This is a genomic window from Streptomyces tamarix (genome assembly GCF_032423885.1).
Lineage (GTDB): Bacteria > Actinomycetota > Actinomycetes > Streptomycetales > Streptomycetaceae > Streptomyces > Streptomyces tamarix.
Window position 1 is genome coordinate 1 of sequence record NZ_JAWCTQ010000036.1, and the last position, 14,090, is coordinate 14,090.

At 74.4% G+C, this 14,090-nt stretch carries 15 protein-coding genes; 6 read left to right on the plus strand and 9 right to left on the minus strand.

From position 1 onward, the window contains the following. Positions 1-72: 72 nt before the first annotated feature. From RND61_RS23950 to RND61_RS23975, 6 genes are all read right to left on the minus strand, one after another. Positions 73-951, minus strand: a complete 879-nt coding sequence (locus RND61_RS23950; protein ID WP_315880135.1) for a YihY/virulence factor BrkB family protein — start codon at positions 949-951, stop codon at positions 73-75. 201 nt (positions 952-1,152) lie between these two features. Then, a complete protein-coding gene (locus tag RND61_RS23955) occupies positions 1,153-1,809 on the minus strand; it encodes a DUF3618 domain-containing protein (RefSeq protein ID WP_315880136.1) in 657 nt (218 codons plus the stop codon). Next, positions 1,785-2,231: a phage holin family protein gene (locus tag RND61_RS23960; protein ID WP_315880137.1), complete on the minus strand. Its 447-nt coding sequence runs from the start codon at positions 2,229-2,231 to the stop codon at positions 1,785-1,787. The genes RND61_RS23955 and RND61_RS23960 overlap by 25 nt, the downstream gene beginning before the upstream one ends. A gap of 1 nt (position 2,232) precedes the next feature. Continuing rightward, complete coding sequence (locus RND61_RS23965; protein WP_315880138.1) at positions 2,233-2,799, minus strand: hypothetical protein; 567 nt, start codon at positions 2,797-2,799, stop codon at positions 2,233-2,235. 269 nt (positions 2,800-3,068) lie between these two features. Beyond that, entirely contained in the window at positions 3,069-4,235 is a 1,167-nt protein-coding gene (locus RND61_RS23970) for a S1 family peptidase (RefSeq protein ID WP_315880139.1), read from the minus strand. A gap of 171 nt (positions 4,236-4,406) precedes the next feature. Beyond that, positions 4,407-5,609: a hypothetical protein gene (locus RND61_RS23975; protein ID WP_315880140.1), complete on the minus strand. Its 1,203-nt coding sequence runs from the start codon at positions 5,607-5,609 to the stop codon at positions 4,407-4,409. A 468-nt stretch (positions 5,610-6,077) separates the two neighbouring features. Between RND61_RS23975 and RND61_RS23980 the strand changes: the two genes are divergently transcribed. The 5 genes from RND61_RS23980 to RND61_RS24000 all read left to right on the plus strand — a co-directional run bounded on the left by RND61_RS23980 (position 6,078) and on the right by RND61_RS24000 (position 8,952). After that, positions 6,078-6,314 carry a hypothetical protein gene (locus RND61_RS23980; protein WP_315880141.1) on the plus strand — a complete coding sequence of 79 codons (237 nt, stop codon included), beginning with the start codon at positions 6,078-6,080 and terminating at the stop codon, positions 6,312-6,314. Further along, a complete protein-coding gene (locus RND61_RS23985; protein ID WP_315880142.1) occupies positions 6,307-7,158 on the plus strand; it encodes a DUF2637 domain-containing protein in 852 nt (283 codons plus the stop codon). Before RND61_RS23980 ends, RND61_RS23985 begins: the two co-directional genes overlap by 8 nt. 147 nt (positions 7,159-7,305) lie before the next feature. After that, the gene (locus tag RND61_RS23990; RefSeq protein ID WP_315880143.1) at positions 7,306-7,587 is read left to right on the plus strand and encodes a hypothetical protein; all 282 of its coding nucleotides are present in this window, start codon (positions 7,306-7,308) and stop codon (positions 7,585-7,587) included. 246 nt (positions 7,588-7,833) lie between these two features. Continuing rightward, on the plus strand, positions 7,834-8,187 hold the full coding sequence (locus RND61_RS23995) for a hypothetical protein (protein ID WP_315880144.1): 354 nt from the start codon (positions 7,834-7,836) through the stop codon (positions 8,185-8,187). A 15-nt stretch (positions 8,188-8,202) separates the two neighbouring features. Next, positions 8,203-8,952, plus strand: a complete 750-nt coding sequence (locus tag RND61_RS24000) for a hypothetical protein (protein WP_315880145.1) — start codon at positions 8,203-8,205, stop codon at positions 8,950-8,952. 119 nt (positions 8,953-9,071) lie between these two features. On the opposite strand, the gene asnB is transcribed toward RND61_RS24000, so the two are convergent. Both asnB and RND61_RS24010 read right to left on the minus strand, forming a co-directional pair. Continuing rightward, positions 9,072-10,898: an asparagine synthase (glutamine-hydrolyzing) gene (gene asnB, locus RND61_RS24005; protein ID WP_315880146.1), complete on the minus strand. Its 1,827-nt coding sequence runs from the start codon at positions 10,896-10,898 to the stop codon at positions 9,072-9,074. A 38-nt stretch (positions 10,899-10,936) separates the two neighbouring features. After that, positions 10,937-12,268, minus strand: coding sequence for an MFS transporter (locus tag RND61_RS24010; RefSeq protein ID WP_315880147.1), 1,332 nt, complete (start codon positions 12,266-12,268; stop codon positions 10,937-10,939). Positions 12,269-12,900: 632 nt separating this feature from the next. Here RND61_RS24010 and RND61_RS24015 point away from each other — a divergent pair. Beyond that, positions 12,901-13,680 (plus strand): methyltransferase domain-containing protein, encoded by a 780-nt coding sequence (locus tag RND61_RS24015; protein WP_315880148.1) that lies wholly within the window; start codon positions 12,901-12,903, stop codon positions 13,678-13,680. Between the two features lie 41 nt (positions 13,681-13,721). On the opposite strand, the gene RND61_RS24020 is transcribed toward RND61_RS24015, so the two are convergent. Next, positions 13,722-13,961, minus strand: a complete 240-nt coding sequence (locus RND61_RS24020; protein ID WP_315880149.1) for a hypothetical protein — start codon at positions 13,959-13,961, stop codon at positions 13,722-13,724. Between the last annotated feature and the right edge of the window lie 129 nt (positions 13,962-14,090).

A 14,090-nucleotide genomic window follows, 5' to 3' on the forward strand; every position in this document is an offset into this window, starting at 1 on the left:
CCCCCCGGGGGGGCCCCGCCCCCCCCCCCCCCCCCCCCCCCGCCGGCACCGGGCCTTCCCGGGCCGCCCCCCTCAGAGCTTCCGGGTGTCCCGCGGCTCGACGTACGGCTCCGCCGCGGGCGGGTGGCCCGTGGCGACGGCGCGTTCGCGTTCCAGCTCGGCGTTGAACTCCAGGCCGAGCAGGACGGCGATGTTGGAGATCCACAGCCACACCAGGAACACGATGACGGCGGCCAGGCTGCCGTACGTCTTGTCGTAACCGGAGAAGTTCGCCACGTACAGGGCGAACGCGGCCGACGCGACGATCCAGATCAGCACCGCCAGCAGCCCGCCCGGGAACACCCAGCGGAAGCCGTGCCGGACGTTGGGGGCCGCCCAGTACAGCAGGGCGATGATCAGGCTGAACAGGAACACCATCACGGGCCACTTGGCGATGTTCCACACGGTGATCGCCGTGTCGCCGAGCCCCAGGACCTCCCCGGTGCGCCGGGCGAGGCCACCGGTGAAGACCACCCCGATGGCGATCAACGCCAGCAGGACCACCACGACGAGCGTGACGGCCAGCCGCACGGGCAGCGTCTTCCACACCGGGCGCCCCTCGCCGATGTCGTACACGGCGTTGGACGCCCGCATGAACCCTGCCACGTACCCGGACGCCGACCACAGCGCGACGGCCAGACCGGCGACCAGCGCGAACCCGGCCCTGCCCCGGCTGCCCTCCAACTGCTCCAGCACACCGGCGATCAGGTCGCGGGCGGCGCCGGGCGCCAGCCCGCCCAGGTTGTCGAGGAGCGGCCTGATCGTGGAGGTCCCCATCAGCCCGACGACCGACAGGAGGGCCAGCAGTGCGGGGAAGATCGCCAATATGCCGTAGTAGGTGAGCGCGGCGGCCCAGTCGGTCAGGTCGTCCCGCTGGAACTCCTTGACGGTGCGCTTCAGCGCGGTCCCCACGAGCGCCCCGACATCTGCGTGGGCCCCCGGGCGGGCTCCCGCGCCCCGCGCCCGCGGCCCCCGGAGGCGCCGCCGTCGCGGCGCGTGCGCGCGTTGCGGTCCATGGTTCCTCCTCGGGCGGTACCACCCGGCCGGGCCGGGCTCCGGGCCGACCCGGAACCCGGCCCGGCCCGGAGCGGTCCGTCCCGGCGCGCGCCGGGACTACGCGGTGCCCGGAGTGCCGGACCCCGATCCGCGCACCTCGCCGGCGACGTGCTGCCCGGACTCGCGCGCCTGCTCCTTGAGGTGCGCGGCCTGGTCGCGGGCCTGCTCGCCGGTGCTGCGGGCGGCTTCCGCGGCGGTGTCCTTGACCTGCGTGGCGGCCTGCCGGGCGGTCTGCGTGGCGTCTTCCTTCAAGCGCTGCGCCGACTCCACGGCCGCCGCCTTGACCGGCTCGATCATCTCGCCGGCCTGGTCGGAGATCCGGCTCACCGCCTGCTGCTCGGACTTGGTCTCCGGCAGCAGGGAGGCGGCGAGCATCCCCGCGCCGAACGCGATCACCCCGGCCGCCAGCGGATTGCCCTGCGTCTGCCGCATGGCCTGTTCCGGGGCCTGCTTGACGGCCTCGCCCATGTGCTCGGCGCTGTCCTGCGCGGACCGCGCCGCGTGGCGCGTCCGGTCCGCGGCGGCGCTTCCCGTGTCCGAGGCGACGCCCATGACCCGGGCCCGCAGGCCCGACGCCGCCGAGCGTGCCCGGTCCGTGCGCCTGCGCACCATCCGCTTCGGGCTGGTCCGGTCGGCCAGCCGGTCGACGTTCTGCGACAGCCTGTCACGCGTCGCTTCGATGTCGGCCCTCACTTGGTCGGGTGACGTGCCCATTGCGCGTCCTCCTTCAACGTCTCGATCGTCCGATCCGGCTTCGGCGACACCTCCCGCATGCGGGACCGGCCGAGCACGAACAGCACGGCCGCGATCACCGCCCACACGGCGGTGACGATGAGCGCGGCCCAGCCGGCGTCCATCACGTTGGCCAGCCCGAACACGGCCGCCAGCGACAGGAAGAGCGCCACCATGTAACCGGCGAAGCCCGCGCCGCCGAACATCCCGGCGGCCTTCCCCGCCTTCGACGCCTCCTCCTGGATCTCGGCCTTCGCCAGCCGGACCTCCTGCCTGAGCAGGTGTTGCACGTCCGCGGTCACCGCGGCCAGCAGCTCGCCGGCCGAGCGGTCCCGCGTGGAGCGCACCTCCTCCGAGGGCAGTGTGTGGGCGCCGCTGCGCGCCCGCGGGGAAATGGTCGCCATGTCACACCACCCGGGGGTATTCCGGCAGCTCCGTGCCTGCCGACCCGCCCGGAGGCAGGACCGGCTCCGTGATCTCCGACGTCCGCCGCGCGTCGCCGTCACCGGAGTGCGCGGCGTCACCGGACTGCACGGCCTTGCCGGCCTTCATGAGACGGCCGGCCACGAGACCCGCCACCACCGCTCCGCCGAGGAAAGCGCCCGGCCGCCGGCGTGCGAAGTCCTGGAGGTCGCCCATCAGGCCGTCCACGCCGCGCTGGTCCAGGTAGTCCGCGGCCCGGCGTCCGCCGTTGGCGGCCTGCGTGACGAGACCGCGGGCGGGGGAGTCGTCCGACGCGTTCCGCGCCATGCCCTCGAGGTCGTCCGCCCACTGCCGTACGGTGCCGGCGAGCCGCTCCGTCTGGCCCTGTCCTTCGTCCCGGACGCGGCGGCGGAGGTCGCGGACGGCGCTGCCCGCCTGCTGGCGGGCCTCACCGGCGACCGCCTTCGCCTGCTCGGCGGCGCTCCCGGCGACCTCGCGGCCCGCCTGACCGGCCTGAGAGGCCGTGACCGAGGCCTGTTCCTTCGCCACCTCGCCCGATTGCCGAACCCGACCGGCATCAGTCATAAGCCACTCCTCCTTCAGCTGCGGACCCCCTGTGGAGCCGGGGCCCGCCGGATTGTGTGTCGGGCTCGCGGGTACCACCGGGCGCCCGTGCAAAACAGCGGTAGCCCCGGCTTCCCGTCCCGATCGGCCGCGGCGCGGCCGGAGCGGGAGCGGAAGCCGGGGCTGCGGGCGGCCGGACGGGTCCGCGGGGAGGGTCCGCGGACCCGGCGGCGCGGCGCCGGGTCCGATGCGGGTCAGGCCGTGTGAAGCCTGAGCCCGTAGCGGTTCAGGATCTCGTTGACCGGCTGGTGCCAGGTCTGGCCGCCACCGCGGCAGTCGCCCCAGCCCCCGGAGGTGACACCCTGCGCCTGGTCGCCGCTGATGAAGGAGCCCCCGGAGTCACCGGGCTCGGCGCAGACACTGGTCTTCGTCATCTGGTGCACCGGGCCCTGGCTGTAGTTGACGGTCTCGCCCTTGGCGAGGACGACACCGCAGTGCCAGCGGGTCGTCGACCCCGAGCGGCACACGGACGCGCCGACGGGCGCCTCGGCCGATCCGCGCACGAGCTGGTCGGGGACGGTGCCCCAGCCCAGGACGACCGGCACGGTCCACCAGCCGCTGCCCACGCTCACCCACGCGTAGTCGTCGCCGGGGAACGACGACCCCTGGAACGCGCCGACGTGGCTGCGGTCCCAGCCGTACACGGTCGCGCCCGGCGAGCCGCAGTGCCCGGCCGTGACGAAGCCGCCGTGCACCGAGAACCCGATGGAGCAGCGGACGTTCCCCGTGTAGTACGGGTCTCCGCCCACGGTGCCCGCCGCGAAGGTGCGGGGCACGTCCCCCGCGGTCCGGACGGTCACGGGGCCCGCCTGGCGGGCGCGCGCCACGAAGTCCCGGACGGCGGGGTCGTCCCGGTGGCCTTCGGCCACGTGGACGGCGACGGTGTTCGCCTCCGGGTCGACGTGCCAGCTCGCCACGCCCGCCGGGGCTTCGAGCCGGTCGATCCGGGCCTTGGCGGCGTCGAGCCGCCGCGCGGTGTGGCGCACCAGTACGGTGTCGGCGCCGGTCGCCTCGACGGCGGCCCGCCTGGCCCGGTCCGTTACCGCGACGGTGAGCCGGCCGGAGTCCGCCTCGAACCACGAACCGCCGTAGGCGGCGCCCGCGGCCCGCCGCGCCGGCCCTTCGACGCCGCGCGCCGCCGTCTCGGCCCGGAGGCGGGCGGCGGCCTGCTCCTCCGTCAGCCCCAGGTCGCGCCGCATCGCGGTGAGCAGGCCGGGGGAGAGCGGGGTGTCGGCCCGGGAGGGGGCCGGGGACCGGTCGACGGCCGAGGCGGTGGAGGGACCGAGGGCCGCCGTGACGAGGAGCAGGGCGGAGGACAGCGCGGAGGACAGTGCGGTGCGCAGGATCGTCGTACGTCTCACTGGATTCCCTTCCGTCATCACTGACAGGGATTGGAGTGGAGTAAGAACGGTGTGAGAGCGCTCTCAAAAGACGCACGGCAGAGCGTACCGGCTCCTCCATGGCAGGACCATGCCAACGCCTTCGGTCTGGCTCGGAACCGCCCCCGCCCTCCTTGCCCGGGCGTCCGGCGGTCAGCGGCCCCGGCGCCGGGTGAGGAACCAGGTGCCGCCGACGACCAGCAGGGCGAATACCGCCAGCCCCCCGCCCTGCGCGGCCAGCAGCCAGAGCCGGTCGCGCAGCGGCAGGGTGCCGTTGAGGGTGACCTGGAGCGAGCCGACCGCGAAGGCGATCGCGGCGGTGAACACGGCGACCAGCTCCACCGCCCGTACCGACGAGGTGCGCAACGCCTCCTCCAACTCCCGCTGCGCACGCTCCTGCCGGTCCCACCGGAGCCGGTGCTCGGCGTCGAGGCGGGCCCGGACCCGCGCCTCCTGGATCGCGTCGCGCTTGTTCAGGTACTGCTCCTGGAGCAGCTTGTGGCTGCCCCGGTTGCCCACTGCGGGCAGCAGGCGCAGCGCGGCGTCGATGCTGTCGAGGGCCGCGTCGTGCTCCCCGCACATGTGCCGGCCCCACGCCAGTCTGAAGTGGAACATGTGGTCCCGCGGATGGTCGCGTACGGCCTCCTCGGCGCGTGCGCGCAGCAGTTCGCCGTGCCCCTCGAACGGTGACGCGGCGTAGATGCCGTTGAGGCAGACGTCGATCACGTGCCGGGTCCGCCGGGGCGACGCCCAGGCGCGGTCGAGCAGCGAGACGGCGTGTTCCGAGGTGATCGCCCGGCTGCCGAACGCGGCGAACGCCCGCAGCGCCAGGAACAAGGGCTCCTCGTGGTGGGGGCCGGCAGCCAGCGCGAGCAGCGACGAGGAGAGGAACTGGTGCAGTTCGTCGGACCAGAAGTTCGAACGCAGCTTGCCCGCGTGGTACAGCGTCGCGAAGTACGCCACGTCACCGGAGGGCGAGTCCCGCGACACGATCTCCTCGGTGGCCTCGGCCAGTTCGCGCGCCGACTCGACGGTGTCCTTCGTGATGAACGCGTACCCCAGCGCCCACCTCTCCGCCACTTCGGTCCGGTGTTCCTCCGCGACGCGCTCGACCAGCCACACCGCGCACGCGGCGGCGGTGCGGATGCTCGGCAGGTCCAGGAACCGCAGCCGCCAGTAGCGGTCGGCGCAGATCAGGTACGGGTCCGCCGCGAAATCCGACGAACCCACGTCGAACGGGGGCTCCGTACCGTCGCGGTGGAGCGCCGCGGCCACCTCTTCGCAGACCCGGTCCAACTGGCGGGAGTCGCCCGTCATGATGCCGCCGAGCCGTGCGTCGACCGTGACCCTGTCCATGTTCCCCCTCATCGGCGCGTACGGCGATGTCCCGCCCCTCTACCTACCACGCCCGACCGCCACCGTGTCGGCATATCATCCGATCTTGCTGGTGAACGTGGCGGTCTCGACGTCGATGGTGACTGGAATCCGTCGCCTCCGCATCCGAGGGGGCTCCGGCTCGTGCGGCAGCGGGCCGAGACGTTGCTCCGGGGGCCCGCGTGGCGGGGGGCGGAATTCTGCGGGGAGGATACGATCAACGGCGGGTCGTGGGCGTTTTGCCGGAGCTTGCCTGATTCAGGCTGAGTGTCCCCGTGGTGTAGAACTGATAAAACGCCGGCGTTCACGCGAACGGAGTGACGCGGTCACCCGGATGCCGCGCATCCAGGCGATGTGGGTTGCGTTAGGCGGGATATGGCAGCAACGCTCACCGACAGCTATACCTCCGGTCGCGCCAGAGTCCCCGCCTGGGCGCACAGTTCCGTGGCCATGGGCGACTTCGTCTTCATCCCGGCGTCGCCGCTCTCCGGCGGTGACGACGGGAAACTCTGGAACACGGACGAAGCCATCCCCCTCACCTGGTCCGCCCCCCTCCTGGAAGAATTCGTCACCGCGATGGAACGCATCGAGCGTGACTTCTCGTGCTCGTGGAAGAAGGTCGACCTGTCAGCAGGCAGTGCGGACCCGGCGGCCGGGAAGCGGGCGGGGCTGCACGAGCATGCGTGACTTCGGCGCCGGGGAGTCCTTCGGCAACCCCTACGGCTACCATGACCGCACCGGCACCCAGGCGTGGGCGCGGTCGCCCGAGGACCCGACCGTCCCGCAGACGGACCTCTCCGGATACGGCGGGCCCGGCGGCCTGCTGGACTCCTCCTGGGATCCGGCGGAGGAACTGGCCTCCCTGCTCCAGGGCACCATCGCGACCGAGCGGAACATCCCCCCACCGGTCCGCCACCCGGAGGACGAGGGCTACCCGCTCGCCCACGACCCCCTCGCGGGCCTGACGCAGATCACCGCCGACCTGCCGCCCGTCCGCCGCACCGCCGGCCCCGGCCACCGCAAGACCCGCCGGTTCGCCATCGGCTGGGTGCCGACGATCAGTTACTCGATCGCCGCGGCGGCCACCGTCCTCGTGTCCATGGTGAGCGTCTTCAGCGGCGTCATCGCCTACGATCCGCTGCGCCACATCGCCAAGCCCCGCATCTCCGCCGACGTCGTCGACTGGTGGCCCCTGCTCGTGTACGGCCCGTGGCTCGTGGCGTCCCTCTCCGTCCTGCGGGCCGCCGTGCACCAGCGCCGCGCCGCCCACTCCTGGATCGTCGTCCTGCTGTTCTCCCTCACCGCGATGCTGCTCTGCGTCACCCAGGCGCCCCGCACCTTCACCGACATCGCCGCCGCAGCCCTGCCGACGGTGGCCTCCCTGGCCTGCTTCCACCAGTTGGTCCGCCTCATCACGCTGACCAGGCCGCCCCGCAGGCCCACGCGTGGCCGCCGCGTCCTCCGTCCGTCCGCCCCTCCCGCGGCGATTCCCCTGCCCCGGCAGTCGACCGACGGCAAGCGCCTCTTCTGAGGACCGGCACCCCTCTCCGCGGCGGCGCCCCGAGCGGTGCCCCGAGCCCGCGCAGCCGCGGGGAGGGCGAGACCTCCCGCGCGGGGCCACCGGACGCGCACCGGCGAGCCGGGCCCGCCCACGCGGTACTTACGAAAGGAAACCCCTGTGGACACCACCCTGTGGTTCCTCGTGGCATGCGCGTCCGTGTGCTCGATGGTGTCGGCGTTCGGCTCGTCCCTCCGGATCGGGATGTCCCGCCTCGACGCGACCGAGCTGCGCCGCCACCGCCACATGGTCCGGGTGCTGGAGGCCAACGCCCAGCTCCTCACCCGCCGGCACGCCGTGTCCGCCCCGCCCCAGGACGGCACGGGGGCGAGGGTGCGTACCCGGCTGCGGAGACGGCTGATGCGCGTGTGCCGCCTCGTGTACCTCCGCTTCGGAGGCTGACGGGCCACCGCGCCCGTGCCGGGACCGCGCGTCGGGACGTGCGCGACGGTGTCGGGACGCACGCGACGGCCGGCCGGGCCGCCCCCCTCGCTTCCCCCACTGCCCGGGGTCGGCCACCGGCCCGGCACTACCCCGGCTCCCGTACGCCCGAAATACTGCGCTCCTACGTCATTTCACGGATGCCTCCGTACCACCCCCTCTGGAAGGGTCTCCCCGCGAGGCTCGGGAACAGGGGGAGCGGAACGGATGACACGTCGACGGCAGATACCGGTGGCCGGCTCGGTGATCGCTCGGGTACGCGCGGTGACGGCGCCGGCGGGGGTGCCGCTGCTCTCGGTGAGCGCCCGCGGCGGCGCGGGCGACGAGGATCGGGCGGCCCGCCCGACGGCCGCGGCCCCCTCCGGTGCCCCGGGCAGCACCGGTGACGAAGCGGTGGGGAGGACCACCGCCTCGTCGCCGGCGCCGATGGCGTGCCCCGCCGTCCGCCGGGGCCCCGCCCTCCTCCGCTTCGCCGCCTCCCCGGCCACGTGCGGGGAGGCGCGCAGGCCGGCGCCGGTCGCCGTTCGGCGGATCGTGAAGCTCCGCGCGGCCACCGCCTAGGGGAAGGGACCGACCGTGCGGGGATGCCTGCTCCTCCTGCTGGCCGTCGCGTTCCTCGGGCAGCTCCTGTCGACGCCGCTGACCGTCTCCGACCTGATGGCGGCGCAGTCGCCGCCGCAGCACCCCACCCCGGGGGAGAGGGCCGTACTGGTCGGGATCTCCGCGGCGACGGCGCTCGTCGTGACCTGGTCGGCCGGGCGCCGCCGCTCCGGCCGCGCGCCCGCCCTCGCCGCCGGCACGGTGCTGCTGCTGGCGCTGTGCGCGGTGGTGACGCTGTGGGTCCGCGACCGGGTCGGCACCGACAACTGGATGCTCGGCTCCACCCTGGAGGGCCTCGCGGCCGGCGTCACCGCCCTGGTCTTCCGCGTGGTGGTGCGCCGACGGGAGCGGGGCCGGCCGCTGCCGGGGGAGGTGTGGCTGGCGATGGTGCCGTTCCGGGACAGCGACGAGGAGGCGCGGCACTACTGCGTCGTCCTGAAACGCCGCTGGGGGTACGCCGACGTCCTGCAGATCACCTCGCAGAACAAGGACGGCCGCCCCGGTTACCTCCCCATGCCCAACGGCGAGTGGGACACCGTCTCCGGCAGGGGCCACTGGGTGGAGACCGCTCGGCGGCCGCGCCGGGTGCCGTACCGGAACTTCCTCAAGGACCGGCCCCAGGGGCCCTGCCCCACTGCGACCTGGCGGCAGCTCCGCCGCCGCACCGTCCCGGCCGTACTGCGCGGGCGGCGCCGGGGCACCCCCGCACGCGGCGGGTGGCGGTGAGTGGCGCCGGTACGGCACGGTGACCCCGCTCCGACCACCAGTCGCGTACTTTTCGCTCGCCGCTCGCCGCTCGCCGCTCGCCGCCCGCCGCCCGGGTGCGGGGCGGGTGACGGCTCGTGTCAGAGGACCAGTTCGGGCTTGTAGTGGTCCAGCCACAGCGCCAGGTCGACGACGCGCTCCAGGCGCAGGCGGTGGCCCCACTCCAGCCGGTCCGGCGCGGTGTCCAGGCACGGCTTGACGCGGGACTCGTCCGCCAGCGCCCGGACCTGGTCGAGGGCGAGGGCGTCCCGGGCCATGTCCTGCAGGCCCCGGTTGTAGTCGGGGTGGTGGGTGGCCGGGTAGTGGTTCTTCGGCCGGTACAGCACCGAGTCCGGCGCGTACCCGACGCCGGCGGCCCGCAGCAGGCTCTTCTCCCGGCCGTCGAAGCTCTTGAGCGCCCACGGGGTGGAGAAGGCGTACTCGACGAGCCGGTGGTCGCAGTACGGGACGCGGACCTCCAGGCCTTGGGCCATGCTCAGCCGGTCCTTGCGGTGGAGGAGCTGGCGCAGCCACCGCGTCAGCGACACGTGCTGCATGACGCGCTGGCGGTGCTCCTCGGGCGTCTCGTCGTCGAGGTGCGGCACGGCGTTCAGGGCGGCGCGGTACGTGTCCTCGCGGAACTCGGTGAGGCCGAGCCGCAGTTCCGGGTTCATCGGCATGGCGGCGTCGTCGCCGGTCACCAGCAGCCAGGGGAACGTCTCCGCGGCGAGCGCCTTCGGGTTGTGGAACCACGGGTACCCGCCGAACACCTCGTCGGCCGCCTCGCCGGACAGCGCGACGGTGGAGTGCTTGCGGATCTCGCCGAAGAGCAGGTACAGCGAGGTGTCCATGTCGCCGACGCCGATCGGCGAGTCGCGCGCGACGACGACCGCCTTGCGGTTCTCGGGGTCGAGCAGGGCCCGCGGGTCGAGGATGACCGTGCTGTGGTCCGTGCCGATGAAGGCCCCGGCCTCACTGGCGTACGGGGTGTCGTGGCCGGTGCGCAGGATGTCGCCGGTGAACTCCTCGGCCTGGTCGCTGTAGTCGACCGCGTACGAGCGGATGCGGGCGTCGGGGCCTTCGCGGCGGCGCAGCTCCTCGGCGAGGAGACCGGTCAGGACGGTCGAGTCGATGCCGCCGGACATGAGGCTGCACAGCGGTACGTCGGCCTCCAACTGGCTGCGGGCGGCGGAGCCGACCAGCTCGCGGACCCGCTCGACGGTGGCCTCCCGGTCCTCCCGGTGGGCGGTCGCCTCCAGTTGCCAGTAGCGGCGCTCGCGGATGCCGCCCCGGTCCAGGACGAGCAACCCGCCGGGCTCCACCTCGCGGACGCCGGACCACACGGTCGGACCGGTGTTGAACAGCAGGCTGTACGCCTCCCGCAGCCCGTCCGCGTCGACCCGCGGCCGGATCTCGGGGTGTGCGAACAGTGCCTTCGGCTCGGAGGCGAAGGCCAGACCGCCGTCGACGGCCGCCCAGAACAGCGGCTTGACGCCGAGCCGGTCGCGCACCAGCAGCAGCCGCTGCTCCCGCTCGTCCCAGACGGCGAACGCGAACATGCCCTCCAGGTGCTCCGCCATGGCCTCGCCCCACTGGGCGTACGCGCGGAGGACGACCTCGGTGTCGCTGCGCGTGTGGAAGGCGTGGCCCAGGCTCTTCAATTCGGCGCGCAGTTCGTGGTGGTTGTACACCTCTCCGCTGTACGTGAGGACGACGGCCGGGTCGTCCGGGCGGTCCAGCATCGGCTGGACGCCGCCGGCGATGTCGATGACGGCGAGGCGCCGGTGGCCGATGGCGGCCCGCTCGCCGACCCACACGCCGCCCGCGTCCGGCCCGCGGGGGGTGAGAGTGGCGGTCATGGCCTCGATGACGGGGGCCTGGTGCCGGGCGTCGCGGTGGAACGACACCCAGCCGGTGATTCCGCACATGGTGCACTCCTACTTCATGGTCAGGGGCGGGCGGCTGGTCATGGTCGGGGGCGGGCGGCTGAGGCCACGTCGGTCCCGTCGTCGGTCAGGGGCGCGGCCGTACGGCCGCGGAAGGCGATCAGGGGGACGGCGGCGCAGGCGGCGACGGCGGCCGTCGCGAGTCCGGCGCCCACCCCGCCGGAGGGGCCGGCCAGCCCCCACGCGGCGGTCGCCAGGGCGGGGCCGACGGTGAAGCCGAGGCTCCGGGCGAGCTGCAGCGTCGACGCGACGGTGGCGGTCCGCTCCCGTGGCGCGGAACCCATGACGAGGGCCTGCGTCGGACCGCCGTTGAGCCCCATGCCGAGGCCCGCGAGCGCCAGCCGCCACGCGATGTCGGGCAGTGACCACCCGTCGTCGAGCGGCACCAGCAGGAGCAGCCCGACGGCGGTGAGGGAGGCGCCCGCGACGGCCACGGGCCGGGCCCCGAAGCGGTCGGCGAGCCGCCCGCCGACCGGCCCGGCGAGGCCCATCCCGAGCGGGAACGCCAGCAGCGTCAGCCCGGTCGCGGTCGCCGTGGCGCCCGTGTCCCGCTGGAGGTGCAGGGCCGCCACGTAGTGCATCGCCGCGAACCCGGCCGCCAGGCCCAGCACGGCACCGTGCGCCGGGTACGCGCGGGACGCCCGCAGCGCACCGGTCACGGGACGGCCGCCCGGCCCGCGCAGCCACCACCACAGCGGCGGTACGGCGGCGAGCGCGAGCAGCAGCCACGCGGGTGCGTCGTACGCCAGCGTCAGCGACACGAGCAGGACCGTCACGCCGGAGGCCACCAGCACCGTGTCGACGAGCGCCCGGCCGTCCAGGGGGCGCAGCCCGCCGTCCTTCGGCATGGCCCGCCAGGCGATCACCAGCGCGAGGAGACAGAACGGGATCTTGACGAGGAACACCGCGCGCCAGCCCAGGTGGTCCAGCAGCAGCCCGCCCACTGCCGGGCCGGTCACCGCGCCCAGCGGGCCCAGCGTCGCGGGCACGCTCATCGCCCGCCCGCGCGCCTCGGGCCGTACGGAGCGGATCGCCAGCACCGGCATCAGCACGAACAGCACCGCGCCGAAGGCGCCCTGCGCGAGCCGGGCGGCGATCAGCCACGCCGCCCACGGCGCGGCGGCGGCGAGCGCGCTGCACAGCGCGAACCCGCCGGTCGCGACCAGCAGCGCGGACCGCTGCCCCACCCCGTCCAGCCACCGGCCCACCGGCAGCAGCAGCGCCACGACCGGGAGTTGGTAGGCGAGCACGGCCCACTGGGCGGTCGCCGCCGACACGCCCAGGCTGTCGGAGATGGCCGCGAGCGCGATGTTGACGATGTTCATGTCGAGCATCGCCACGAACGACAACATGCCCGCCACCGCCACCAGGAGCCAGCGGTCGCCGGCTTCCGGTATGTGACCGGACGGTTTTGAACGGCGGCCGTCGCCTGACACCCCCGGGCCTCCCCCTCGTCGCGCGGCCGCAGTGGACGGCCTCGTCCCAGAAGTCGGAAGCGCGAAACGGCTGGTTCCCGGTTCTCGGCCCGTCGCGTCGATCAGGCGTGAAATCGAAGGTCCTAAAAGCCCCGAACCTCCGATGTAAGGGCCGGTAGGCGCGCGGAACACCGGCGGAGAACCGGCTTCCGGCAGCGGGCGGCCACCCGGCGCGCCAGAACGTTCCTCGCTGATCAGGCGGCTTCGCGGTGCGACGGGCGGGCCCGGCGCCGACCCCGGGAGGGGCGGCGGGGGCACGCGCGGCGGTTCCGCTTCCGGGTGGGGAGCCGGGTGCGCCCCGGCCGCGGGATGTGGCTGAAGAAGGCCGGTGGCGCCGAGGGCACGCGAACCTCCTACCGGCGCGCCGCCGGCCCCGGACACCCGTGCGCGGCGGAGCGGGCCCGCGCGCTCCTCGGGCGACTCGTTCCGGCCTCTTCGTCAACTCCCTTGCATCCTTGGCTAGTTAGCGGCTTGTGGGGTGCCCGTGGTCCGATGTTTGCATGGGGCACGTGACCCGAATCGTCTGGGACTTCGACGACGTCGATGCCGCCGCCACCCCGCAAGCCCACCTGGACTACCTGGAGAGGACCGAGGCGTTCCCGCCCATGGCCGCCGTCCGCGAGCACACCTACGCCGCGCTGCCTCCGGGCAGGGGCGTGGACGTGGGCTGCGGCCGGGGCCGCGCCGTGGCCGACCTGACCGCGCTGGGCCGCCCCGCCGTGGGCGCGGACCGCAGCGACGCGATGGTGCGCTCCGCCCGGGAACGCTTCCCGGCCTGCGAGTACACCACCGCGGACGCGACCGCCCTGCCGTTCGAGGACGAGAGCCTCGACTGGTACCGGTCGGAGCGCACGTACCTGCACATCGCCGATCCGCTGCGGGCCCTCGCGGAGGCCCGCCGCGTCCTGCGGCCGGGCGGCACCGCGGTCGTCGCCGACCAGGACTTCGACTCCACGGTGATGGCCTCCTCCGACCCGGCGCTGACCCGCGCGGTCGTCGCCGCGCTCACCGACTCGATGGCCAACGGCCACGCGGGGACCCGTATGCCCGCCCTCTTCGCGGAGGCGGGCTTCACCGACGTCACCGTGCAGGCCCTGCCCCTCGCGTTCTCCTCCCTGGCCCCGGTCGCGCCCCTGCTGATCGAACCCGCCGGGGCCGCCGCCGTCGCGGCCGGCGCCGTCTCCGAAGACGAGGTCCGCGCCTGGCGGAGGGGCCTGGAGCGGCTGGACCGGCAGGGGACGTTCGTCGTGGCGATGACCATGTTCGTCACCACCGGACGCCGTCCCTGACCGGCCCCGCCCGTCCCGTACGCGGGTGACGCCCCGCCCGGTCACCGCGTCCCGCGGGGAGCGCCGCCGGGCGGGGCGGGCGCGGTGAGGTCCGCGGCGGTGTGCCCCGCCGCGGTCACCGGCCCGGCGGGCCGGCCGGCGTCGGACGCGCGGGCCGGCAGTCCGCGTCCGCCGGAGGAGCCGGCGCGCGCCGCCGGCGCCGGCCCGAGCATGAGGCCGCCGCCCATGGCCAGGACGGCCGCGACGTGCCGCTCGCCGATCCGCGTGGGGGTGCCTGTCACGTGAGGTGCTCCTCTCTGGTCGCCGGCGCCGCCGTGGTGCGGCGCGGCTGGTCAGTCGGTGAGGTTCCCAGCCCCGGTGCGCCGTCGCACGGAATTCCCCCCGGCTGTCGCCCGGTTGGCGTACACGGC

Excerpts from the sequence above, each read along its gene's own strand:
- RND61_RS23955 (WP_315880136.1), bottom strand. The coding sequence starts at position 1,809 with ATGGGCACGTCACCCGACCAAGTGAGGGCCGACATCGAAGCGACGCGT.
- asnB (WP_315880146.1), bottom strand. The coding sequence starts at position 10,898 with ATGTGCGGAATCACCGGCTGGGTGTCGTTCCACCGCGACGCCCGGCAC.
- RND61_RS24010 (WP_315880147.1), bottom strand. The coding sequence starts at position 12,268 with ATGTTGTCGTTCGTGGCGATGCTCGACATGAACATCGTCAACATCGCG.
- RND61_RS23995 (WP_315880144.1), top strand. The coding sequence starts at position 7,834 with ATGACACGTCGACGGCAGATACCGGTGGCCGGCTCGGTGATCGCTCGG.
- RND61_RS23980 (WP_315880141.1), top strand. The coding sequence starts at position 6,078 with ATGGGCGACTTCGTCTTCATCCCGGCGTCGCCGCTCTCCGGCGGTGAC.
- RND61_RS23985 (WP_315880142.1), top strand. The coding sequence starts at position 6,307 with ATGCGTGACTTCGGCGCCGGGGAGTCCTTCGGCAACCCCTACGGCTAC.
- RND61_RS23975 (WP_315880140.1), bottom strand. The coding sequence starts at position 5,609 with ATGGACAGGGTCACGGTCGACGCACGGCTCGGCGGCATCATGACGGGC.
- RND61_RS23960 (WP_315880137.1), bottom strand. The coding sequence starts at position 2,231 with ATGGCGACCATTTCCCCGCGGGCGCGCAGCGGCGCCCACACACTGCCC.